At 42.7% G+C, this 22,570-nt stretch carries 18 protein-coding genes; 16 read left to right on the top strand and 2 right to left on the bottom strand.

Annotation, left to right across the window (positions count from 1 at the left end; translation table 11 throughout):
• The first annotated feature begins 1 nt into the window (after nt 1).
• The 5 genes from FG28_RS17710 to FG28_RS17690 are packed head-to-tail and all read left to right on the top strand — an operon-like array spanning nt 2 to nt 8,526.
• A complete protein-coding gene (locus tag FG28_RS17710) occupies nt 2-2,779 on the top strand; it encodes a carboxypeptidase-like regulatory domain-containing protein (RefSeq protein ID WP_036385255.1) in 2,778 nt (925 codons plus the stop codon).
• Between the two features lie 4 nt (nt 2,780-2,783).
• On the top strand, nt 2,784-3,983 hold the full coding sequence (locus FG28_RS17705) for a DUF4249 domain-containing protein (protein ID WP_051947462.1): 1,200 nt from the start codon (nt 2,784-2,786) through the stop codon (nt 3,981-3,983).
• A 7-nt stretch (nt 3,984-3,990) separates the two neighbouring features.
• Nucleotides 3,991-5,184, top strand: a complete 1,194-nt coding sequence (locus tag FG28_RS17700) for a DUF4249 domain-containing protein (RefSeq protein ID WP_051947460.1) — start codon at nt 3,991-3,993, stop codon at nt 5,182-5,184.
• Nucleotides 5,185-5,195: 11 nt separating this feature from the next.
• Nucleotides 5,196-6,947 carry a hypothetical protein gene (locus tag FG28_RS17695; RefSeq protein ID WP_036385254.1) on the top strand — a complete coding sequence of 584 codons (1,752 nt, stop codon included), beginning with the start codon at nt 5,196-5,198 and terminating at the stop codon, nt 6,945-6,947.
• A 43-nt stretch (nt 6,948-6,990) separates the two neighbouring features.
• Complete coding sequence (locus FG28_RS17690) at nt 6,991-8,526, top strand: YifB family Mg chelatase-like AAA ATPase (RefSeq protein WP_036385252.1); 1,536 nt, start codon at nt 6,991-6,993, stop codon at nt 8,524-8,526.
• 14 nt (nt 8,527-8,540) lie between these two features.
• On the opposite strand, the gene FG28_RS17685 is transcribed toward FG28_RS17690, so the two are convergent.
• A complete protein-coding gene (locus FG28_RS17685; RefSeq protein WP_036385250.1) occupies nt 8,541-9,968 on the bottom strand; it encodes a M20 family peptidase in 1,428 nt (475 codons plus the stop codon).
• A 281-nt stretch (nt 9,969-10,249) separates the two neighbouring features.
• Between FG28_RS17685 and FG28_RS17680 the strand changes: the two genes are divergently transcribed.
• Entirely contained in the window at nt 10,250-10,660 is a 411-nt protein-coding gene (locus FG28_RS17680) for a hypothetical protein (RefSeq protein WP_051947458.1), read from the top strand.
• Here the strand turns inward: FG28_RS17680 and FG28_RS17675 are convergent.
• Entirely contained in the window at nt 10,657-11,100 is a 444-nt protein-coding gene (locus FG28_RS17675) for a hypothetical protein (protein ID WP_036385248.1), read from the bottom strand. The two genes, FG28_RS17680 and FG28_RS17675, sit on opposite strands and share 4 nt — an antisense overlap.
• 182 nt (nt 11,101-11,282) lie before the next feature.
• Between FG28_RS17675 and FG28_RS17670 the strand changes: the two genes are divergently transcribed.
• The 10 genes from FG28_RS17670 (at nt 11,283) to ilvA (ending at nt 22,487) form a co-directional block, all read left to right on the top strand.
• The gene (locus FG28_RS17670) at nt 11,283-12,479 is read left to right on the top strand and encodes an Nramp family divalent metal transporter (RefSeq protein ID WP_036385246.1); all 1,197 of its coding nucleotides are present in this window, start codon (nt 11,283-11,285) and stop codon (nt 12,477-12,479) included.
• The gene (gene pxpA, locus FG28_RS17665) at nt 12,479-13,222 is read left to right on the top strand and encodes a 5-oxoprolinase subunit PxpA (RefSeq protein WP_036385244.1); all 744 of its coding nucleotides are present in this window, start codon (nt 12,479-12,481) and stop codon (nt 13,220-13,222) included. Before FG28_RS17670 ends, pxpA begins: the two co-directional genes overlap by 1 nt.
• Nucleotides 13,219-13,953: a 5-oxoprolinase subunit PxpB gene (pxpB, locus tag FG28_RS17660; protein ID WP_036385241.1), complete on the top strand. Its 735-nt coding sequence runs from the start codon at nt 13,219-13,221 to the stop codon at nt 13,951-13,953. Before pxpA ends, pxpB begins: the two co-directional genes overlap by 4 nt.
• Nucleotides 13,946-14,785, top strand: coding sequence for a biotin-dependent carboxyltransferase family protein (locus FG28_RS17655; protein ID WP_036385239.1), 840 nt, complete (start codon nt 13,946-13,948; stop codon nt 14,783-14,785). The genes pxpB and FG28_RS17655 overlap by 8 nt, the downstream gene beginning before the upstream one ends.
• Nucleotides 14,786-15,133: 348 nt before the next feature.
• Nucleotides 15,134-16,810 (top strand): dihydroxy-acid dehydratase, encoded by a 1,677-nt coding sequence (gene ilvD, locus FG28_RS17650; RefSeq protein WP_036385238.1) that lies wholly within the window; start codon nt 15,134-15,136, stop codon nt 16,808-16,810.
• Nucleotides 16,811-16,863: 53 nt separating this feature from the next.
• Nucleotides 16,864-18,597 carry a biosynthetic-type acetolactate synthase large subunit gene (gene ilvB / locus FG28_RS17645; RefSeq protein WP_036385236.1) on the top strand — a complete coding sequence of 578 codons (1,734 nt, stop codon included), beginning with the start codon at nt 16,864-16,866 and terminating at the stop codon, nt 18,595-18,597.
• Between the two features lies 1 nt (nt 18,598).
• Nucleotides 18,599-19,180, top strand: a complete 582-nt coding sequence (locus FG28_RS17640) for an O-methyltransferase (protein WP_036385234.1) — start codon at nt 18,599-18,601, stop codon at nt 19,178-19,180.
• Between the two features lie 2 nt (nt 19,181-19,182).
• The gene (ilvN, locus tag FG28_RS17635; protein ID WP_036385232.1) at nt 19,183-19,710 is read left to right on the top strand and encodes an acetolactate synthase small subunit; all 528 of its coding nucleotides are present in this window, start codon (nt 19,183-19,185) and stop codon (nt 19,708-19,710) included.
• A gap of 22 nt (nt 19,711-19,732) precedes the next feature.
• On the top strand, nt 19,733-21,208 hold the full coding sequence (gene ilvC, locus FG28_RS17630) for a ketol-acid reductoisomerase (protein WP_036385231.1): 1,476 nt from the start codon (nt 19,733-19,735) through the stop codon (nt 21,206-21,208).
• A gap of 16 nt (nt 21,209-21,224) precedes the next feature.
• Entirely contained in the window at nt 21,225-22,487 is a 1,263-nt protein-coding gene (ilvA, locus tag FG28_RS17625; protein WP_036385229.1) for a threonine ammonia-lyase, read from the top strand.
• Nucleotides 22,488-22,570 lie beyond the last annotated feature (83 nt).

The following is a 22,570-nucleotide window of genomic DNA, read 5'->3' as shown; positions in this document are numbered from 1 at the left end:
CATGAGAAATAAAATAGTTTTTATCATACTTCTCTTCAGCATTCAATTCATTTTTGGACAAAATGAAGTTCCAAAGGTTTCCCTTTCATTTACCAATAGGTCTTTCACAGAGGTGCTTCAGGATATTGAGGAGCAAACCGGGTTATCCTTTTTTTACCTTGAGAATTGGGTTTCGGAGATACGGGTATCGGGAGTTTTTGACAATGTGGCCGTAACCACTGTTTTGGATGACCTTTTAAAAGAGACCGTCATCAACTATTTTATTATGGATAATGGCAGGGTGTTTCTGCTAAGGAACAGTCAGATTTATGCCGGTTTACCCGAGGGTTTTTTTGGAGAAGGAGGAGAACAATTATCTAAAGATCAGGAAAATGTTGACGAAGACTTGGAACCAGTAGCCCCTGTATTTGTCCAAACAGACCAAAATGCTGTTCGTGTAATGGAAACTGTTCGAATAGGAAGGGCCGACCAAAATAATAGGAGAACGACATTTACGCTTCAAGGGAAGGCGATAAACCAAACAAACGGCCAACCAATACCAGATTTAGCCATATTGGTTGAAGGGGAAGATATTGGAACTTCAACGGACTCTAACGGGAACTACAGCTTGAGACTATCTGCCGGAGAGCATATCATTCAAACCAGAGGATTGGCCATTCAAGATTCACGAACCAGAATCATACTTTATGGAGATGGTTCACATGATTTTCAACTGAATGAAAGTGTAGAGAGCCTAGATGAGGTGGTTGTGGAAGGCAACCGCAACCGAAATGTGGAGGCAGTAACCACAGGGGTGACAGTTATAGATGTGGAAGGCATAAAAAACATTCCCCAAGTCTTGGGTGAACGGGATATTTTGAAAGCCGCTGTCGCTCTGCCGGGAATTACTACAGCAGGTGAGGGAGCGTCTGGGTTCAATGTTCGGGGAGGGAGAACAGATCAAAACCTTATATTATTGGATAACGGTGTAGTCTATAACCCTGCACATTTTTTCGGAATCTTTTCAACCATCAATCCATATACAACCGGGTCAGCGGAAATCTATAAAGGCGATATCCCTGCGGAGTTCGGAGGGCGGCTTTCCTCAGTCTTTGATATTACAAGCAAAGATGCAAATACAGAAAAATTTTCGGGAGAAGCTTCCATAGGGCCCGTTACAGCAAATGTGGTGTTGGAAACTCCGATCATAAAGAATAAATCGGCTCTTATGGTTGGCGGTAGAGCAACATATTCTGACTGGATTTTGGGAGCACTGGATGAAAAAAAGTTGAGCAACAGTTCCGCATCTTTTTACGACATCATGGCCAAATACAACCACACCATCAATGAGAACAATGAAATTAAAGCCACGGGGTATTACAGCCATGATGATTTCAGCATAACCTCAGATTCCATATACGATTATAGCAATAGATTATTTTCATTGGGTTGGGACCATAAATTCAGTGAAAAGATCACTAGTAACCTTATTCTTTCGAATAGTGAGTACCAATTTGGGATTGAATTTGATGGGCAGGCCAATGACGATTTTGATTTGGGGTACAAAAACAATGAAACCGAGTTCAAATACAAAATGAAGTATTTGTACAATGACAAGCACACTTTGGATTTTGGAATAGCCAGCAAGTATTATGTGGTGAACCCTGGGAGAAAGGACCCCATGGGCCCTGATTCAGATGTATCAACATTGATCATACCCAGGGAACAGGGGCTGGAGTCGGCACTTTTTCTTTCCGATCAATTTAAGTTCAATGATAAATTGTTGATAGGTATGGGCCTTCGCTATTCCTTTTATGCCTCATTGGGCGAAGGAGAACAGCGTATTTACGAAGACGATGCCCCAAAAAATGAAGAAACATTGGAAGAAACCCGTCAATTTGATAAGAATGAGGTCATAGAAACGTATGGCGGCCCCGAGCTTAGGCTTTCTGCTCGTTATTTCATTCGTCCAGATTTTTCGGTAAAGGCAAGCTTGAACAATGCTTTCCAATATATTCATACGCTCTCCAACAATACCACAGTGTCCCCAACGGATACATGGAAATTATCGGATATCAATATAAAACCACAGGAAGCTTATCAGGCTACCTTGGGCTTTTACAAAAATTTTGACGGAAGTATATATGAACTGAGTCTGGAAGGTTACTACAAAAAGCAAAAAAATCTTTTGGACTATAAGGTCGGTGCCCAGCTTTTACTGAATGAGACTATTGAGGCCGAGGTGCTTCAAGGCGATGGAAAAGCCTATGGTATTGAATTTCTTATCAAAAAGAACGAAGGTAAATTGAATGGCTGGTTGGGATACACTTATTCCCGTTCGTTTGTGAAATTGGACAGCGAATTCAATGAAGAACGCATAAACAACGGTGAATTTTTTCCATCCAACTATGATAAGCCGCACGACATCAGCTTGGTGGCAAACTATAAATTTACCCGAAGGTTCAGTGCCTCAGCCAATTTTGTGTATCAAACGGGGAGGCCGGTGACTTTTCCTATTGGAAGTTTTGCCCTGAACAATTCTGAATATGTTTTTTACAGCGACCGGAACAAGTTCAGAATTCCGGATTATTATCGCTTGGACCTTAGTTTTCAAATGGAAGGCAACCATAAGATTAAAAAATTTGCACACAGCTTTTGGAGTTTCTCCATTTACAATGTGTTGGGGCGGAACAACCCCTATTCCGTGTTTTTTGTCACTGAAGATGGGGATATAAAGGCATATCAAAGCTCTATATTTTCCGTTCCCGTGCCCACAATAACCTATAATTTTAAGTTTTAGGACTATGGATTTCAAGAGAAAATATGGACTTATGTTTTGGGTGTCTGTATCGGTTTTAATCAATTCATGTATTGAACCTTTTGATGTCTCCTATGTGAATTTTGAAAGCGCTTTGGTAATCGATGCGGTGCTAACCAATGACATGAAACAACAACGCATTGTTTTGACCCGCACCTATGAGTTTGAAGAAGAGGGACCCTCTGCAGAATCAAATGCCAACGTTACTGTAATGGACTCAAACGGAAATACCTACACTTTTTCGGATAGTGAAAACGGGGTCTATTTTTCAGACCAGGCCTTCGCTGCGGAGTTGGGAGTGGAGTATCAACTCTCCATTACTACCCAAGATGGGAGGGCGTATGGATCGGAACCAGTGCAACTGACCACGGGCACAACCACAATTGACCAAATTACTGCTGAGCGTATCACAAACGACTTTGGGGAAGATGGGATGGCCATTTTTGTGGATAGCTATGATCCTACCGGAAACTCAGTTAACTATAGATATGAATATGAGGAAACTTATCGGGTTGTAGCTCCAGATTGGAACTTCTTAACCTTAATTGGAGATCCACAAGGAGGATGTGGGGTTTTAGAAGCGGTAAATGAAGATTATAAGGAGGTCTGTTACCCAACAGCGTTTTCCAACCGAATAATACTGACCAACACCAAAGATTTGGCGGAAGATCGGGTGAATCAGTTTAGGGTTCGTTTTATAGATAGAAACAATTATATCATTTCTTATCGCTATAGCATTCTAGTACGACAATATGTAGAATCCAACGAGGCTTATACCTTTTATAGAACACTTGGAGAAATATCAACTACTGAAAATCTATTTTCCCAACTCCAAACTGGATTTTTACAGGGCAATGTTTTTTCCAGAGAAAACCGGGATGAGCAGGTTTTGGGTTATTTTGATGTATCCGCTGTGGATGAAAAAAGAATATTTTTTAACTATTCAGATTTTTATCCGGATGAACCATTGCCACCCTACGTACAGAATTGTAGCCCAAGCGCCCCGGTAATAGCTAACCCAGGAGGATGTGTTTTACGTCCTATTTTAGAAAGCGGAACAGCTGCCTTTGTAGGTCATAATGCTCCACCGGGAGCTAATGAAGGCCCCTATTTTATTGCACCCCGTATTTGTGGGGATTGCAGCGTATTGGGCACCGCAGAGGTACCCGAATTTTGGACCGAATAGATGAAAAATGAAAAAAGCAGGGAACTTAGGGTCACTATTCATAGGGTACGGAATGATACTACTATCTGGTTGTATTGAACCTTTTGACACTTCCTATGTAGATTTTGAAAGTGCCCTAGTTATAGATGCGACCATCACCGATGAACCCAAGCACCAGGAAATCTATATTTCACGCACCTATGAGTTTGAAGCCGACGGGCCAACAGGAGAATCGGGAGCAAGGGTTAAGGTGTTGACAGGAAATGGAAATGCCTATGATTTTACCGAAGGAGAGGCAGGCACATATGTATCCAACCAACTATTTTCGGCAGAGCCTAACTTGGATTACACATTGGAGATAACTACCAAAGATGGCCGCCAATATGCTTCCCATACGGTCCAAATGGCTGGGAAATCGAGCATTGATAGTCTCTATGCCGTTCGTATGTTGAACGATTTTGGGGAGGATGGCATGGGTGTTTTTGTGGACGGTTCCAGTTCAGGGGATGATCCAGGATATTATCAATATGAATATGAGGAAACCTATAAGGTTGTAGCACCAATGTTTAGGGATGAAGATTTGATAGTAGTGGATCAGTCTCCTCCATTGCCCCCAATCTTAGAATTTGGGCCAAGGTCGCCAGATGAGTTTGTTTGTTATCCTTCACATCGTTCAACCAATTTATTGCTTAATGACACAGAAGATTTAGGCATAGATCGATTCGAAAACTATAATGTCCGTTTTATCAACAGTGAAGACTATATCCTTTCGTACAGGTACAGTATTTTGGTAAAACAGTATGTGCATTCACAAACAGCATACAGGTTTTATGAGACACTGAAAAATTTTGCAACATCAGAAAGCCTTTTTTCAGAAACGCAGCCGGGTTACTTAATAGGGAATATAATTTCCCAAAAGGATAGAAATGAAAAAGTCTTGGGCTATTTTGATGTAGCTTCTGTAGATGAAAAACGGATTTTTTTCAATTATGTTGATTTTTTCCCTGGAGAATCCCTACCGCCTTATGTAAGTCCATGTGAGATAATTGCTCCATTACGCGGATTTTTGATCGATCAGGTAAGATATAATCTTGTAAAATATGTTAAGGATTATGATGGCGAAAATTTGTATAGGCCAGGGCCATATATTGTTGTGGATCGTGTTTGTGGCGACTGTACGGTATTGGGCCCGTCTGAAGCCCCGGAATTTTGGATAGATTAAAAGTAAAGACTATGAAAAATAACTATATCGTAACTATGGCTCTCTTGTGCATGGCTCAAAGTTTACTGTTCGGGCAATCCAATGCGCAATTGTTACAGACCCTGCCACAAGAAAGTACTTATGTACACTATAATCAATCAACAGTGCTTTCTGGTGAGGAACTTTTGTACAAATTCTATGGTCTGGACAACACCACCAAACAACTTACTGAAATCAGTAAAATAGGCTACGTTTCCCTCATTGACAGTATTGGAAAAGTTGTTTTCTCACATAAAATACGACTGGAATCTGGTTCGGGTTCTGGTGATTTTTTTATTCCAGTCTCTCTTCCCACAGGAACCTATAAATTATTGGGCTATACCCAGTGGATGCAAAACTTTGGTCAGAAAAACTTTTTTAAGGCCGACATCTTTATCATAAATCCATATGAGACCATACCAGAGGCATATTTGGAGAAATCCGCTGATTCACTCCAAGAAAATACCCCATCCAAACTCAAAAGTTTTGCTGCTACCGGACAAGTAAAAAACAGCCCTTTCATAGATATGGTCTTGGATAAAAGTCGCGCTGCAAAACGAGATAAGGTTACAATCTCCCTTAAAGGAATAAATGAATCCAAAATAACTGGTAGCTACTCCATTTCCGTTAGAAAAAAAGATTCTGTTTCTTTTGGAAAGCCATTGTCTTCAGAAATCTTTTTAAGAGACCTCAACAGAAGAATAGGTCAAGAAACACATTCAGAAGACTTTCACCTCCCAGAGATTCGGGGAGAAGTAATTTCTGGAACCATTGTAAAGAAGGATACGCGGTTGCCTGTGGAGAACCAGAGGATTGGCCTGTCTCTCCCGGGAGAGGCATTTCTTTTTAAAGTGGCAACCTCTAATGAAGAGGGCAAGTTCAGTTTTATTTTAGATAGGAAATACAATAATACAGCAGCAGCTCTTCAGGTGATGGCCGAAGATGCGGACCAATATGAGGTGAATTTGGATGCAGGAGCAAATGAGTATAATGATCTGGTCTTTCCAGAGTTTGTAATTCCACAAATCTTGGAAAAATCCATTTTACAGCGAAGTGTTCATAATCAGATTGAAAACGCTTATAGTGAAATTAGATTGGATTCAGTGATTCATGTAGAACAGATCGCTCCATTTTACAGGGATCTGCCCATAGTGTATGATTTGGACGCATATACGAGGTTCAATACGCTCACGGAAACAATAATTGAGGTCACAGATCATCTTTCCATCAAGACGCTGAATGATGGAAACAGGATTTTTGAAGTACGCCCCAATGTGGGATTGTCCAATGATAACCTTACTGCAGCGGTCTTTGTGGATGGACTTTTCATTAAAAAACATGAGGATTTTATCGGGTATAGTGCCAAAAAAGTAAAGTCTATCAGTTTCTCAAGGGATAATGTAATGATTGGTTCACAAGCTTTTCAAGGGATACTTTCTTTTAAAACTATAGAAGGGAACTTTTATAATGAGTACTATTCTCCCGATATTAAGAGCGCAGAATTGTTCAAGCCTGAATTACAAAAAAAGTACTTTAAACAAGAATATACTGAAGGTGATGAACAAGCACACATTCCGGATTTTAGATACCAATTGCTTTGGCAACCGAACGTGGATTTATCTAAGAAAACACAAGAGATTGTTTTTTATACCTCAGATGTCGCTGGAACCTACGAGTTGGTTCTAGAAGGGTTTACGTCAAATGGAAACCCGGTATCCGTCAAAAGGGGGCTGATAGTTGAGTGAGATCGTTTACTTTTTCGTTCTCGTTTAACAAGAAAAATACTAAATGCTCATAAAAGTTTATGGAAGTGCCGTTTTTGGCATTGAGGCCACAACTGTAGTGGTAGAAGTAAATGTAGATAAAGGGATTGGTTATCATTTGGTGGGTCTCCCGGATAATGCCATTAAGGAAAGTAATTATCGTATTGCGGCTGCCCTTCAGAATATTGGCTACAAAATTCCCGGTAAAAAGATTACCATTAATATGGCCCCAGCCGATTTGCGTAAGGAAGGTTCCGCTTACGACCTCACTTTGGCGCTAGGGATACTAGCAGCCTCCAACCAAATCAATTCCGAAGAAATACAGGATTACTTAATTATGGGGGAACTGTCGTTGGACGGAAGCCTGCAACCAATAAAAGGGGCCTTGCCCATAGCCATCAAAGCCAAGGAAGAAGGTTTCAAAGGATTTATTCTTCCCAATGAGAATGCTATGGAGGCTGCTGTGGTGGAAGATTTTAAGGTGTATGGCGTGGATAACATTAAAGAGGTCATCGACTTTTTCGATTCCGAGAAACCTTTGACTGAAACTTTAGTGGATACCCAAGAGGAATTTAATGGGCAATACGGCCACCTTGAATTTGATTTTTCGGATGTTAGGGGCCAAGAAAGCATAAAACGTTGTATGGAAATAGCGGCTGCTGGTGGACACAACATCATATTGATCGGCCCACCGGGAGCGGGAAAGACCATGTTGGCCAAGCGTTTGCCTTCCATTTTGCCGCCCATGACCCTACACGAAGCGTTGGAAACGACAAAAATACACAGCGTGGTGGGCAAAGTCAAGAATAGAGGTTTGATGAGCCAACGGCCCTTTCGGAATCCTCACCATACCATCAGCGCAGCTGCTTTGGTAGGAGGTGGAAGCTATCCCCAGCCCGGGGAAATTTCCTTGTCCCACAATGGGGTGCTCTTTTTGGATGAACTCCCCGAATTTGAACGTCGCGTGTTGGAAGTAATGCGCCAACCCATGGAAGATAGGGAAGTAACCATTGCACGTGCACAATATACCATAACCTACCCCAGTAGCTTTATGTTGGTGGCCAGTATGAACCCGAGTCCAAGCGGTTATTTTAACGACCCTGATGCCCCACTGTCTTCTTCTCCTGTGGAGATGCAGCGGTATTTAGGCAAGATCTCCGGTCCTTTGTTGGATAGGATTGACATTCATATTGAAGTAACCCCGGTTCCGTTTGAAAAACTATCGGACGACCGAAAAGGAGAGGATAGTGCCGTTATTCGGGAACGGGTGGTGGCCGCTCGGAAAATTCAAGCTGAGCGTTTTACCGAACTGGAAAACATTCATTACAACGCCCAGATGGGTACAAAATTGATTCGAAAATTCTGTCCCTTGAATGAAGATTCAAAAGAGCTGTTGAAAAATGCCATGCAGCGGTTGAACCTTTCAGCCCGGGCCTATGATCGAATTTTGAAAGTATCCAGAACAATCGCAGATTTAGAGAATGTGACTGAAATCAATACCAACCACATATCAGAGGCCATTCAGTACCGCAGTTTGGATCGTGAAGGGTGGTTGGGTTGAACTTAACCAGTGCTCTACCCAAACTTTCGGATGAGGTAATACGTAAAGGTGACAATTTCCTTATAATTTTCCTTGCTTATCTTCTCATCAATGCCATGGAATCGGGTCATGCTTTCTGGATTGATGCGAATAGGGTAAAATCGGTATACATCATCAGAAACCTCATAAAAATACCGGGCATCCGTACCACCGCCAATCAGTCCCGGAACTACGATAGCATCTGGAAATACAGAGCGAATGGTTTTTTCCAAGGTCTTGAATGCTTCAGAATCAATTCCCGAAACAGGGGATGGGTTGGTAACAAAACCGGCTTCCTCAACCTTAATTTTATCACTCACTACACTTTGAATATGTTCTTTTGTTGATGCAATCGTCTCTCCCGGTAAAATCCGAAAGTTAATGGTCGCTTCAGCCACAGTAGGAATCACATTGTCCTTGACTCCACCATTTATTATTGTTGGGGCAGTAGTGGTATGGGCATTCAAAGCCTCCAGAACGGGTTTTTTGAACAACCAAGGATTGGCAAATGCCATCTTTTTGAAAAACGGAAGTTCCGCACCCATGTATTCAAATTGGTAGTCAATTGGTTTTACCAGTTTGTAGGGGAGTTGGTTATTTTCAAGGTCAACAATGGCCTTGGCAAGCATTCCGATAGTATTTTCTTTAGGTGGAGCAGAACTATGACCTCCTGTGGTTTCTACCGTTAGGCGGAAGGATGCATACCCTTTCTCAGCCAAATTCAGCATGGCAACCGTTTCTTCAACTCCAGGAACCATGTTTTCGGCAAGCATGCCACCTTCATCCAAAGTCATGGCGGCATGAATTCCCTTGGCTTTTAGATGGGCCGCAATCTTGTTAGCACCATTAGACCCGCCAAGCTCTTCATCATGCCCAAAAGCCAGATAAATGGTGCGGGAAGGAACGAACGATTCACTCAATAGCTTTTCTACAGATTCCATTAAAGCAATTAAGGAACTCTTATCATCCATAGTACCGCGACCTATAATGTGGGTGTCGGTAATTATACCTTCAAAGGGAGCTGCTTCCCAATCCTGCAACGTGGGTTGGTCAACAGGAACCACATCTTGATGAGACATGAGGATAATGGGCTTTTTTGATGGGTCTGAACCCTCCCATTTGTACAATAAACTATAATCGCTGATTTTTTCAAGACTTAAATTTTCATGCGTCAATGGAAAAGTCTCCTTTAAAAACCGGTGAAACCCATTAAAGGCTGTGGAGTCGGGGATGGCCTCTTCGTTATGCGAAATGGTAGGGTATTGTATGGCCTTGGAGAGATTTTGATAAATAGTTTCTGGAAATTGAACTTCAGTGAGGGGTTCAGGTTCCACTTGTTTGGAGGTCAATGATAGGGTGTTGAATACTAAAATAGCAGCTAGCACTATAGTGATAGCAAGAAGGGCAAGTAGTATTTTTTTCATGGTTTGGTTGGTGGTTGGTTTGTAGTTTGGTTATTGAATATCTAGCGTAACATGATTACAAATACATTAATGCTCTACAAATTATATAAATTTTTAGTTGGTTGACATAAAAAACGGCAAGATTAAGAAAATGACAATTTTAGCGGCTATTTCGGTAAAAAAAGGAAATCGATTGCAATAATTGAATTAGAAGTGCAAAAAAATCGTTAAACATTGCTAATCAATCGATTATTGATTTAAATATGAGGTACTTTCGCGCTCGTTTTTTAAAAGTTCATGGAATGCAATGTGTTGAATTGAATCCCGCTGGTAATTTTGACCCGTGGGAGCAGGAGAAGATTGATGAGTTGCTGCATCAGGAAATTACACAATCGTTGAGTGATCGATTGGTGTTTGAAAATGAAAGTGTCAAACTATGGGAATTATGCTTGCTTCCGGGCGAGCGTATCCCTTTTAGAAGGCACAATACAAACTATGGTTGGGTCTGTACTACCGGGGGCCTTGTCCTTACCCGATATGGCAATGGCAAAATAGACATGATAAAGCTTGATTCCGGAGACACCGAATATTTTGAGAATAGGGGCAAAAACTATGTGAACGATCTAGAAAACATAGGGGAGGAATCCGTTGTCATCAATATTTTGGAATACAAAGAGACCAGGATGGACAAGCGATTGCAGTTTAGCAATTAAATGGCCTTGATATTGGCCTTAAGTCCAGAGATAATGCCCAAAATATTCTGTACTGTATCTTCTAGATAATATTTAACCGCCAAGTGCGGTATCCTAACCGTGGTAAACCCATTTTTAAAGGAATGCATCGCATCTTCAAGATCACTTATGGCCTGTTCATGTGTAATCATGTTATAGTCCTTATCAATTTCAATATTGAGCTTTACTCTTGAAATGGCAATGTCAACCGATTTTTTTCCATCCCACCATTCCAACATGGGATAGGCACCGGCTTCTTTTAGTGCGTAAAATAAATGGATGGCTTCTAGGGGAGTATTGTTATCTAGAATGACTTTTTTTATAAGTCGTGTATGTCTTTCACAAAGTTGAACACCCAATGAATCCATAGATTCTTTATATTGCTGATGTCCAATACTTTTCTCGCAATCCTTACATGTCATAAGTGTTTGTCAAGTTTTAGGTCTAAGTATGATTTGGGACTATTATAACTTCTGTTTTTTCATATTCGTATAAAAACTCGATGTAAAACATCCCACTTTTAGACGAAATGCATTTTTTTGGATGAAATGCATTATTTATCCTAATATCCTCTTAAATTCAAACCCTAAAACCCTCCGTAACTATGCTCAAAAAAATAGGTCCCGGTGTATTGGTGGCAGCTGCCTTTGTAGGCCCAGGGACCCTTACCATGTGTACACTGGCAGGAGCGCAGTTTGGTTATGCTTTGATCTGGGCCTTGTTGGTATCGGTTTTGGCCACCATTGTACTTCAAGGCATGGCAGGACGAATTGGGGTGGTGGCCCAAACAGGTCTCGTAGATGTGGTCCGTACCAAACTAAAAACACTATGGATTAAAAAGTTTGTCATCCTCGTGGTCCTTGCTGCTATTCTAATTGGCAATGCGGCTTATGAGGCAGGAAACATAGGAGGCGCCACTTTGGGATTGGAGCAACTCTTTCCAAGTACAACAATGACATCCTATTACCCGGCCATTGTGGGCATATTCATTTTCATGTTGTTGTGGTTCAGCAGCTATAAAATTTTGGAACGGGTTTTTGTTGGACTTGTGGGCATTATGGGGGTGAGCTTCCTAATCTGTGCTATCATGACCAAACCTTCATTTGTAGATATAGTAAAAGGAGCACTTTTGCCCACAATGCCAGAAGGAGGACTTTTTACGGTCATCGCATTGGTAGGCACTACAGTGGTACCCTACAATTTGTTCTTACACGCCTCTTTGGTGAAGCAGAAATGGAAATCGAGCCAAGAACTCAAAACCGTAAAGTGGGATACCATAATTTCCATCGCTTTGGGCGGATTGGTATCCATGGCCATTTTGGTCACTGCGGCTTCAGCTCCCATAGACAACGTTTACAGTGCATTGGATATGGCCAAAGGTTTGGAACCCCTCTTTGGAAAAATGGCAGGGTTCTTTATGGCCATCGGCTTGTTGGCTGCAGGTATCACATCGGCAATAACGGCTCCACTTGCAGCGGCCTTTGTGGCGAGCAGTTGTTTTGATTGGGGCGGAGAAATGGAGGACAAAAGATTTAAGTTGGTTTGGGCAGTAGTACTTTTTTGTGGGGTGTTCTTTTTGTCTTTTGACATCAAGCCCATCGAGGTCATTCAATTTGCCCAAGTGGCCAATGGATTGCTGTTGCCGATTATGGCTATCTTATTATTATGGATAGTGAATCAAAAAACAGTGATGGGACAACATAAGAATACCGTAGTTCAAAACATATTGGGATTGACAATAGTGGGATTTGCCATCTTTTTGGGGGTAAAGAGCATTCTTAAAGTAATGGGAGTGTATTAATGGCGAATTGGACAATAGATATCAACTGTGATGTGGGGGAAGGTGTAGGTAATGAAACCGAAATCTTTCCCTATATCAGTTCATGTAATATTGCTTGTGGTGGCCATGCGGGTAATATTGAAACCATGACCCAAATCGTGAAACTGGCCAATCAACATAAAGTTAAGATAGGCGCGCATCCTTCCTATCCAGACCGAAAGAATTTTGGAAGGCAGGTGATGGATATTTCAAAACAGGAATTACAAAGAAGTATCACAGAGCAACTGAAGAATTTTGATGCGATTCTCGTCAACGAACAAGGGGAGTTGCATCACATTAAAGCACATGGCGCTTTGTACAATCAATCGGCAAAGGATAAGAGCTTGGCTAAAACCTATCTGGAGGCCGTTCAGGAATATAAAACGCGAGCCCTACTTTATGTTCCTTACGGCTCAGAGATTGCCAGGGAGGCCCTTGACCAAGGATTTGAAATTTGGTATGAGGCCTTTGGCGACAGAAATTATAACAGAGATTTAAGTTTGGTGAACCGAAAGCAGGGTAATGCACTTATTCAAGACCCCGAACAAGTATTACAACACATGCTCCCGATTATAAAGGAAGGCAAGGTACGGGCGGTTTCAGGCGAGTTGGTCAAAATTGAGGCAAAAACCCTTTGTATCCATGGGGATACCCCCTCCGCATTGGAAATATTAATGTATCTTTCCCAAGAATTATCCAAACACCAGGTGCAATTACTACAGTGAAAAGTTACCCCATAAGCATCAAACCCTTTGGTGAGCGAGCCGTTTTAGTAGAATGGCCCAGCAAGGTAGAGGTGTCTATTTTGGCTGATATCCTCGATTTCATGGATGCGTTTAAGGAACTAAAGCTTCCTGGATGGGAAATGTCCGTTGCCTATAATTCCCTTACCATGGTGTGCAACGATGAACATTTGGATTTTGATAATATAAGAAGGGTCATCCTTGAGTGTCATGAAAAACAAGCCGCTTCCAAGACCAAACGTGTTCAGCATTTATGGCGAATCCCCGTCTGTTACGATGCCGAGTTTGGTATCGATTTAGAGGAAGTCTGTTCAACCTTAAAGTTATCCAAGGATGAACTTATAAAACAGCACACCTCTTATCAATACATTGTCTATGGAATAGGATTTTTACCAGGATTCATGTATTTGGGCGGGTTACCAGAATCCCTGGAGATTCCCAGAAGAGCAGAACCACGCCTTCAAGTGGCCAAGGGTTCCGTGGGATTGGCAGGAAAGCAGACCGGGATATATCCGCAAGATTCTCCGGGTGGGTGGAATATCATCGGCAACTGTCCAATTCCCCTGTTCAATCCAAGTTTAAAAGATCCTTGCTTTGTGAAAGTGGGGGACAAGATACAGTTTCAAAAAATATCTAGAGCAGAGTATGACCTGCATAAGATAGAAGGTGAAGTAGGGATTTATAAACCAGAAAAAGTGTTGTTGGATGCTTAAGGTGCTAAAAGCGGGCTTTTTTGCCACTATTCAAGATTTGGGCCGTTTCGGTCACCGAGACATTGGTGTTCCCATTTCGGGAGCCATGGATGTGGAATCAGTGAAAAAAGCAAACCTCTTATTGGAGAACGACCCCTACGATGCTGTGCTGGAGATTGCTATGATGGGCCCAAAATTGCAATTTGAGGAGCCTACTGCCATTAGTTTGTCTGGAGCTCATCTTGAGCCCAAATTGAATGACACTTCCATTGAAAACCATCAAGTGGTTCAGGTGTCCAAAGGAGACATATTGTCTTTTGGAAAGTTGAAAAATGGATTTAGAACCTATTTGGCTGTAAAGGGAGGTTTTTTGACCGAAAAGGTGCTTGAAAGTCGCTCACAATATTTTCCGGTAACCAAGAAAAAGCGCATCAAGGATGGGGATGAAATCCCATATGTGGAAACAGTATCGTACAAACCCATCATTTCGGAAGTAAAGATTGAGGACCATTTTCTCATGGATGAGTTGGAAGTGTTTAAAGGGCCTGAGTTCTCACTTCTGACGGATAAACAATTGGCTGAAATCTTTTCAAAACCGTTTACCGTTTCTAAGGCCAACGACCGAATGGCGTATCAGCTCAACGAACTTATTGCAGAACATTCCCATTCCATGCTCACCTCCGGAACATTGCCTGGAACCGTTCAACTTACCCCGGCAGGCCGTTTGATCATCCTGATGAAAGATGGGCAGACCACGGGCGGATATCCTAGAATCTTGCAACTTTCCGAAGCAGCTATTTGTGTTTTGGCCCAGAAAAAGGCAGGAGATTCCCTTTCCCTTAAATTGATTTAAGTTTTCCCTCTTTTTAAGATTTATTTTTTGTAACATTGACGTATGAAAAGAAATATCCTAGTCAACGGTGTGGTCATTATTGTTCCCAATTGGGAATGATACAGTCGCACTATTTCTGGGAAAGGGCCTGTATCAAAACGATACAGGCCCTTTTTCTTTACGAATAAAAATAAATGAATGTTGGATTTTGAATTAACCTAAGTATCTGAATTACAAGTATTTAACATGATTATTTTTTAAATGGATTTAAACCGCCCGAAACTGTTAAAAATATGGGCCTTTTTAAACATTTATCTTTGAATGACAGATTAAATTCAATGGAATTCTGTATTTGAATGAAATTTTACAATGGAATTGAACAAGTTTAGCAAGACTGTGACCCAAGACCCTACGCTACCTGCTGCACAAGCCATGTTGCATGCACTAGGGCTGACAGATGAAGATTTACAAAAGCCCTTTATAGGAATTGCCAGTACCGGTTACGAGGGCAACCCCTGTAACATGCATTTGAACAAACTGGCCCTTGATGTCAAAAGAGGAGCAGAGGCTTCCAACCTGGTCGGGCTAATTTTCAATACCATTGGTGTGAGTGATGGTATCTCCAACGGTACCCCTGGAATGCGCTATTCACTGCCCTCAAGGGATATTATTGCCGATTCCATGGAAACTGTGGTGCAGGCCATGGCTTATGATGGTTTGGTAACCGTGGTGGGTTGTGATAAAAATATGCCCGGTGCCTTGATGGCGCAATTGCGATTGAACCGCCCCTCCATTTTGGTCTATGGCGGAACCATTGCTCCTGGATGCCATAAGGATAAGAAATTGGACATAATCTCTGCTTTTGAGGCCTACGGACAGCGCGTAGCGGGAACCATAGACGAAACTGAATTCAAGGAAGTGATTCACAAAGCCTGCCCAGGAGCCGGGGCTTGCGGCGGAATGTACACGGCCAATACCATGGCCTCGGCCATTGAAGCAATGGGAATGTCATTGCCCTTTAACTCATCCATTCCTGCTGTGAATGCCAAAAAAGGTGCCGATTGCGAGGCTGCAGGTGAAGCTATGTTGCACTTGCTGCGCGAGGACATTAAACCTCGTGACATTGTCACCAAGAAGTCGTTGGAGAATGCCTTCCGATTGGTAACAGTGTTGGGCGGTTCTACCAACGCGGTACTGCACTTTATGGCCATTGCCCATGCCGGGGATGTGGATTTTACCTTAGAGGACATCACCCGCATCAGTGAAACCACCCCTTTGTTGGCGGATTTAAAACCAAGTGGAAAGTACCTGATGGAAGACCTTCATAAAGTAGGTGGTGTTCCAGCAGTACTAAAATATATGTTGAAAGAAGGCATGTTGCATGGCGACTGTATGACCGTGACCGGAAGAACGTTGGCCGAAAACCTATTGGATGCCCCAGACTTGGTAGAAGGTCAGGATATTATCCGAAAGAAAGACCAACCCATCAAGGAAACGGGACATATCCGAATCCTTTATGGAAACTTGGCAACCGAAGGCGCTGTCGCAAAAATCACAGGAAAAGAGGGACTTGAATTTACCGGAACTGCCCGTGTTTTTGATAGTGAAACTGCCGTTAACGAAGGGATTCATACGGGCAAAGTACAAAAAGGGGATGTGGTGGTCATTCGGTATGAAGGACCAAAAGGAGCTCCCGGAATGCCCGAAATGTTGAAGCCTACATCTGCCATTATGGGTGCTGGTTTGGGGAAAGATGTCGCCTTGATTACCGACGGTCGTTTCTCCGGTGGTTCCCACGGATTTGTGGTGGGTCACGTTTCACCCGAAGCTCAAGTGGGTGGAGGTATTGCCTTGGTGAAGGATGGTGATGAGATTACCATCGATGCTGTGAACAATACCATCAACATCAATATTTCAGACGAAGAGCTTGAACAACGAAGAAAAGAATGGAAACAACCTGAGTTGAAGATCAAATCAGGAAATTTATACAAATACGCAAAAATGGTATCATCAGCTTCCAAAGGCTGTGTTACCGATATGTTCTAATAGATAAAGTTCCAATATAGGAACAAGGGTGTATTTCCCTAAAATATACGCTTATGGAGACGTTAAAAGCACAAAAGAAAGACAAGAAAAAAAGCACTTCTATTCGCATTACTGGTGCTGAGGCCATAATACATTGTTTGTTGGCGGAAGGGGTCGATTTGATTTATGGTTACCCCGGAGGGGCCATCATGCCAGTGTATGATGAGTTATACAAATTTCAAGATAAACTCACCCATATTCTTACCCGACATGAGCAAGGGGCTACCCACGCAGCTCAAGGGTATGCGCGAGTAAGTGGAAGAGTGGGTGTGGCCATGGCCACTTCCGGTCCTGGTGCCACTAATTTGGTGACAGGTATTGCCGATGCGCAGATAGATTCTACGCCAATGGTGTGCATCACCGGACAGGTAGCACGACATCTATTAGGTTCTGATGCTTTCCAAGAAACGGACATCGTGGGTATTTCAACCCCGGTAACCAAATGGAACTATCAGATTACCCGTGCCGAAGAAATTCCAGAGATCATGGCTAAGGCGTTCTATATCGCTAGATCAGGTAGACCGGGCCCTGTATTGGTGGACATCACCAAGAATGCCCAGTTTGATGAGTTGGATTTCACATACGAGAAATGTACAGGTGTACGAAGCTATAAACCGGCTCCAGACCCAGATATAACTGCCATTGAAAAGGCGGCTGAATTGATAAACAATGCCAAAAAGCCCTATATTGTTTTTGGACAAGGGGTGATTTTGGGTGAGGCCGAAGAGCAGTTAAAAGCTTTGGTTGAAAAGGCTGGAATTCCAGCGGCTTGGACCATTTTGGGACTTTCTGCCATGGATACGGACCATCCATTGAACATGGGTATGGTAGGTATGCATGGAAATTACGGGCCCAATGTGCTTACCAACGAGTGCGACGTGCTTATTGCCATCGGCATGCGCTTCGATGATAGGGTAACAGGAAATCTGGAAACCTATGCCAAGCAGGCCAAGGTCATTCATTTTGAGATTGACCCAGCCGAAGTCAATAAAAATGTAAAAGTGGAAGTTGCCGTTTTGGGTAATGCCAAGCAAACCTTGGACTTACTGCTTCCATTGGTGAACAAAAACGAGCACAAGGAATGGTTGGCCGAGTTTGATAAAAAGCACAAAATCGAATATGACACCTTAATCGAAAAAGATATTCACCCAACCAAACCGGGACTTACCATGGGTGAGGTTATTGAGCAAATCAATGTGGCTTCTGGACACAAGGCAGTTATTGTATCTGACGTTGGCCAGCACCAAATGATTGCTTGCCGTTATGCCAAATTCAAACAGACCAAAAGTAATATCACTTCAGGAGGTTTAGGCACTATGGGTTTTGCCCTTCCGGCAGCCATTGGGGCCAAAATGGGCGCCATGGACCGCGAGGTTGTAGCTATTATTGGGGATGGGGGCTATCAAATGACCATTCAAGAGCTTGGGGTCATCTTCCAACATAATCTTCCCGTAAAAATTGTGGTATTGAATAACGACCACTTGGGAATGGTGCGTCAATGGCAAGAACTTTTCTTTGAAAGGCGTTACGCTTCAACCGTTATGACTAACCCCGATTTTGTGAAAATCGCCGAGGGGTACCACATCAAATCCAGAAGGGTAGTGGAACGTTCAAAATTGAAGGAAGCCGTGGAAGAAATGATGGTTTCCAAAGACCCTTACTTCTTGGAAGTTCGGGTAGAGAAGGAAGACAATGTGTTCCCAATGGTGCCAACAGGGGCTTCTATTTCCGACATCATACTAAAATAGCATGGACCAAGCGAATATTTTAAAAATGCCGGGTAGGTATCCGGCGTTGCTTGAGAAATCAAGAGAAATAGGTTTTGGCATGTCTTCTGACGTGTACATTGGCACATTGCTGAAGACTTTGACAGCCTCCAAGCCCAATGGGAATTTTTTGGAGTTGGGTACGGGAATTGGTCTGTCCTTGGCTTGGATGATCAAAGGCATGGATGAAAAATCCCAAATTATCAGTGTTGATAACGATTCGGAGCTTATCCAGATTGCCAACGCCTTTTTTCACGGCGAATCAAGACTTAAATTGGTTTGCGCGGATGGTGGTGCATGGCTGGAATCGTATAACGGAGCAGCTTTCGATTTGATTTTCGCTGATGCTTGGCCCGGGAAATACAGCCATTTGGACAAAGCGTTGAAATTGCTGAAAATCGGTGGGTTTTATGTGATTGATGATATGCGCAAACAGCCCAATTGGCCATCAGGACATGAAGAAAAGGTCAAAGAATTGATTCAAATACTGGAAAAGAGAGAAGATATAACACTTACAAAGATGGATTGGTCCACCGGGCTTATCCTTGCAGTTAAAATAAAATAAGCATGGAAAAACAATGGTTTACCATTTCGGTATATTCCGAAAATCATGTGGGATTGCTTAATAGAATATCGGGGATATTCTTAAAGCGACACATCAATATAGAGAGTCTAAATGTTTCAAAATCAGAGATTGATGGAGTTTCTAAATTTACAATAGTAATTTACTCCACCGAAGATTGGGCCGTAAAGATTGTCAATCAAATAGAGAAGCAGGTAGAGGTCATCAAGGCGTATTACCATACGGATGATGAGACCATTTATCAAGAGTCTGCATTGTTCAAAATAGCCTCTGCTTTGTTGTTTGATGAGCGTCAAATCCAAAATATCATTAAAGAGCACCATTCGCAGATTGTTACCGTAAGTCGTGAATTCTTTGTGTTGGCAAAAACAGGCCGTCGCCATGAGATTGATGAAATGCATGACGCCTTGGAGCCTTACGGTATTATGCAGTTTGTGCGCACCGGCAGAATTGCTGTGAGCAAAGTGGCAATGCCCATCACTAATATTTTAGCAGAATTTCAAAATCAATAAATAGCAAAATCAGATACTAAAAATGACAAATTACTTCAACACACTGTCACTTCGCGAGCAATTGACCCAATTGGGAAAATGTAGGTTTATGGACCCCAGCGAGTTTGCCGATGGTGTTACCGCCCTAAAAGGCAAAAAAATTGTAATTGTGGGCTGTGGTGCTCAAGGCTTAAACCAAGGTTTGAACATGAGGGATTCCGGTTTGGATATTTCCTATGCACTACGCGCCGCCGCCATTAAAGAACAAAGACAATCCTATAAAAACGCCAAGGAAAACAATTTCACCGTAGGAACTTATGAAGAGTTGATTCCCATCGCGGATTTAGTCATCAACCTAACTCCAGATAAACAGCACACCAATGTGGTGAGTACGGTAATGCCATTGATGAAGAAGGGGGCGACATTGTCGTATTCCCACGGATTCAACATCGTAGAAGAAGGAATGCAGATACGTGAGGACCTTACCGTAATCATGGTGGCACCAAAAAGTCCGGGTTCTGAGGTGCGTGAGGAGTACAAAAGAGGGTTCGGGGTACCTACCTTAATCGCCGTTCACCCAGAAAATGACCCAGAGGGCAAAGGTTTGGAGCAGGCTAAGGCCTATGCTGCAGGTACTGGTGGCGACAAAGCTGGTGTACTGGAATCTTCCTTTGTAGCTGAAGTAAAGTCAGATTTGATGGGGGAGCAGACCATTCTTTGTGGTTTGTTGCAAACAGGATCTATCCTTTCTTTCAATAAAATGATTGAAAAGGGCGTTGATGCCGGATACGCTTCCAAATTGATTCAATACGGATGGGAAACCATTACCGAAGGATTGAAGCAAGGAGGTATCACCAATATGATGGACCGTTTGTCCAACCCTGCCAAAATCAAAGCCTTTGATTTGGCCGAAGAATTGAAAGAAATTATGCGTCCGTTGTTCCAAAAGCATATGGACGATATCATGAGCGGTCATTTTTCCAAAACCATGATGGAAGACTGGAACAATGGCGATAAAAATCTATTGGATTGGCGTGCCGCTACCGGAGAAACTGCTTTCGAAAAGACTCCTGCCGGCGATATGTCCATTTCTGAACAAGAATACTACGACAACGGCGTGTTGATGGTCGCTTTTGTAAAATCCGGAGTTGAATTGGCTTATGAAACCATGACAGAATCCGGAATTATTGGTGAATCTGCGTACTACGAGTCGCTTCACGAAACCCCGTTGATCGCCAATACCATTGCTAGAAAGAAATTGTTCGAGATGAACCGTGTTATTTCCGATACCGCTGAGTATGGTTGCTACTTATTTGACCATGCTTGTAAGCCATTGTTGACCGATTTCATGAAGAAAATCGAAACCGATGTCATTGGAAAGCATTTCGGAGAAGGGAAAGATACGGGCGTGGATAACATTAAGCTGATTGCCGTGAACAAAGCCATCCGTACACACGATGTGGAAGTGGTTGGAGCTCGTTTGCGTGCATCCATGACCGCCATGAAACCTATCGGATAAACAACCCATTGGCCCCATGAAAACGGTGGACACCTATTTTCCACAAATAGCGGATATTTATCAGGCAGCGAAGACGATTCGGCAGGTTGCTGACGAAACACCTTTGCAGCAAAGTATCCGCTATTCCAAAAAATATGGGGCCAATATCCTTTTGAAACGAGAGGATTTGCACCGCGTCCGTAGTTACAAGATTCGCGGTGCGTACAATAAAATCAGTTCACTGACCCAGGATGAGCTGAAAAGGGGAGTGGTCTGTGCCAGCGCAGGAAACCATGCCCAAGGAGTGGCCTTTGCCTGTAGCCATTTGCAGGTGGAGGGAACTATTTACATGCCTGTCGTCACACCAAAACAAAAAATTGACCAGACCAAAATGTTTGGAGGGGAATGGGTGAGCGTAGTGTTGGAAGGCGACACCTTTGACGATTCCAATAAAGCTGCCCAAGCGTTCTGCGAGGGGGAAGGCAAGACCTTTGTGCATCCCTTTGATGATGAAAAAATCATTGAAGGTCAGGCTACGGTAGGATTGGAAATCTTGCAACAATCCAATGAGCCTATCGATTACGTTTTTGCTGCCGTTGGTGGCGGAGGACTTGCAGCTGGATTGTGCGGAACGTTTCAGGCGTTATCTCCACAAACCAAGATCATTGGCGTAGAACCAGAGGGAGCACCTTCCTTAAAAAAATCAATAGAAAAAGGAGAATTGGTCGAATTGCAGCATATTGATAAGTTTATTGATGGAGCTGCAGTACAAAAAGTGGGGCAATTGACGTTCCCGATTTGTAAGGACCACCTCTATCAAGTATCCACCGTTCCCGAAGGGAAAGTATGTCAGACCATATTAGATCTCTATAATCGCGATGCCATTGTGGTGGAACCAGCTGGAGCTTTGACCATTGCTGTTTTGGATGATTATGCCGAAGGGATCAAAGGGAAAAACGTGGTCTGTATCATCAGTGGGAGCAATAATGATATTACGCGTACTGCGGAAATAAAGGAACGGGCCTTGCTCTATGCTAATTTGAAACACTATTTTATTGTTCGATTTCCTCAACGTCCTGGAGCCCTAAAAGAATTCGTGGCGGATATTTTAGGACCAGATGATGACATCACCCATTTTGAATATTCCAAAAAGTCCAGTCGGGAGAATGCACCCGCTGTTGTGGGGATTGAGTTAAAGTCCTCTGCTGATTTGGAACCTTTGATTCAACGGATGAAGGCTAACAACTTTTTTGGCGACTACCTCAACGACAAGCCAGACCTGTTTCAATACCTCGTGTGATTGCTATAACAAATTTTCAATCGTTTGCGATTTTAAGACAATGTATATGAGGTCGTTTTCAGCTGTTTTTGTGTTAGCTTTGC

It is taken from the genome of Muricauda sp. MAR_2010_75, assembly GCF_000745185.1.
Lineage (GTDB): Bacteria > Bacteroidota > Bacteroidia > Flavobacteriales > Flavobacteriaceae > Flagellimonas.
Note: the sequence above shows the minus strand (reverse complement) of the source record. Positions and strands in the feature narration are given on the sequence as shown.

Coding starts and splice junctions, on each gene's coding strand:
- FG28_RS17700 (WP_051947460.1), top strand. CDS start 3,991: ATGAAAAAAGCAGGGAACTTAGGGTCACTATTCATAGGGTACGGAATG.
- FG28_RS17675 (WP_036385248.1), bottom strand. CDS start 11,100: ATGACATGTAAGGATTGCGAGAAAAGTATTGGACATCAGCAATATAAA.
- ilvA (WP_036385229.1), top strand. CDS start 21,225: ATGAAAACGGTGGACACCTATTTTCCACAAATAGCGGATATTTATCAG.
- ilvD (WP_036385238.1), top strand. CDS start 15,134: ATGGAATTGAACAAGTTTAGCAAGACTGTGACCCAAGACCCTACGCTA.
- FG28_RS17680 (WP_051947458.1), top strand. CDS start 10,250: ATGCAATGTGTTGAATTGAATCCCGCTGGTAATTTTGACCCGTGGGAG.
- FG28_RS17695 (WP_036385254.1), top strand. CDS start 5,196: ATGAAAAATAACTATATCGTAACTATGGCTCTCTTGTGCATGGCTCAA.
- ilvC (WP_036385231.1), top strand. CDS start 19,733: ATGACAAATTACTTCAACACACTGTCACTTCGCGAGCAATTGACCCAA.
- FG28_RS17640 (WP_036385234.1), top strand. CDS start 18,599: ATGGACCAAGCGAATATTTTAAAAATGCCGGGTAGGTATCCGGCGTTG.
- FG28_RS17690 (WP_036385252.1), top strand. CDS start 6,991: ATGCTCATAAAAGTTTATGGAAGTGCCGTTTTTGGCATTGAGGCCACA.
- ilvB (WP_036385236.1), top strand. CDS start 16,864: ATGGAGACGTTAAAAGCACAAAAGAAAGACAAGAAAAAAAGCACTTCT.
- pxpA (WP_036385244.1), top strand. CDS start 12,479: ATGGCGAATTGGACAATAGATATCAACTGTGATGTGGGGGAAGGTGTA.
- FG28_RS17705 (WP_051947462.1), top strand. CDS start 2,784: ATGGATTTCAAGAGAAAATATGGACTTATGTTTTGGGTGTCTGTATCG.
- FG28_RS17670 (WP_036385246.1), top strand. CDS start 11,283: ATGCTCAAAAAAATAGGTCCCGGTGTATTGGTGGCAGCTGCCTTTGTA.
- FG28_RS17655 (WP_036385239.1), top strand. CDS start 13,946: ATGCTTAAGGTGCTAAAAGCGGGCTTTTTTGCCACTATTCAAGATTTG.
- ilvN (WP_036385232.1), top strand. CDS start 19,183: ATGGAAAAACAATGGTTTACCATTTCGGTATATTCCGAAAATCATGTG.
- FG28_RS17685 (WP_036385250.1), bottom strand. CDS start 9,968: ATGAAAAAAATACTACTTGCCCTTCTTGCTATCACTATAGTGCTAGCT.
- FG28_RS17710 (WP_036385255.1), top strand. CDS start 2: ATGAGAAATAAAATAGTTTTTATCATACTTCTCTTCAGCATTCAATTC.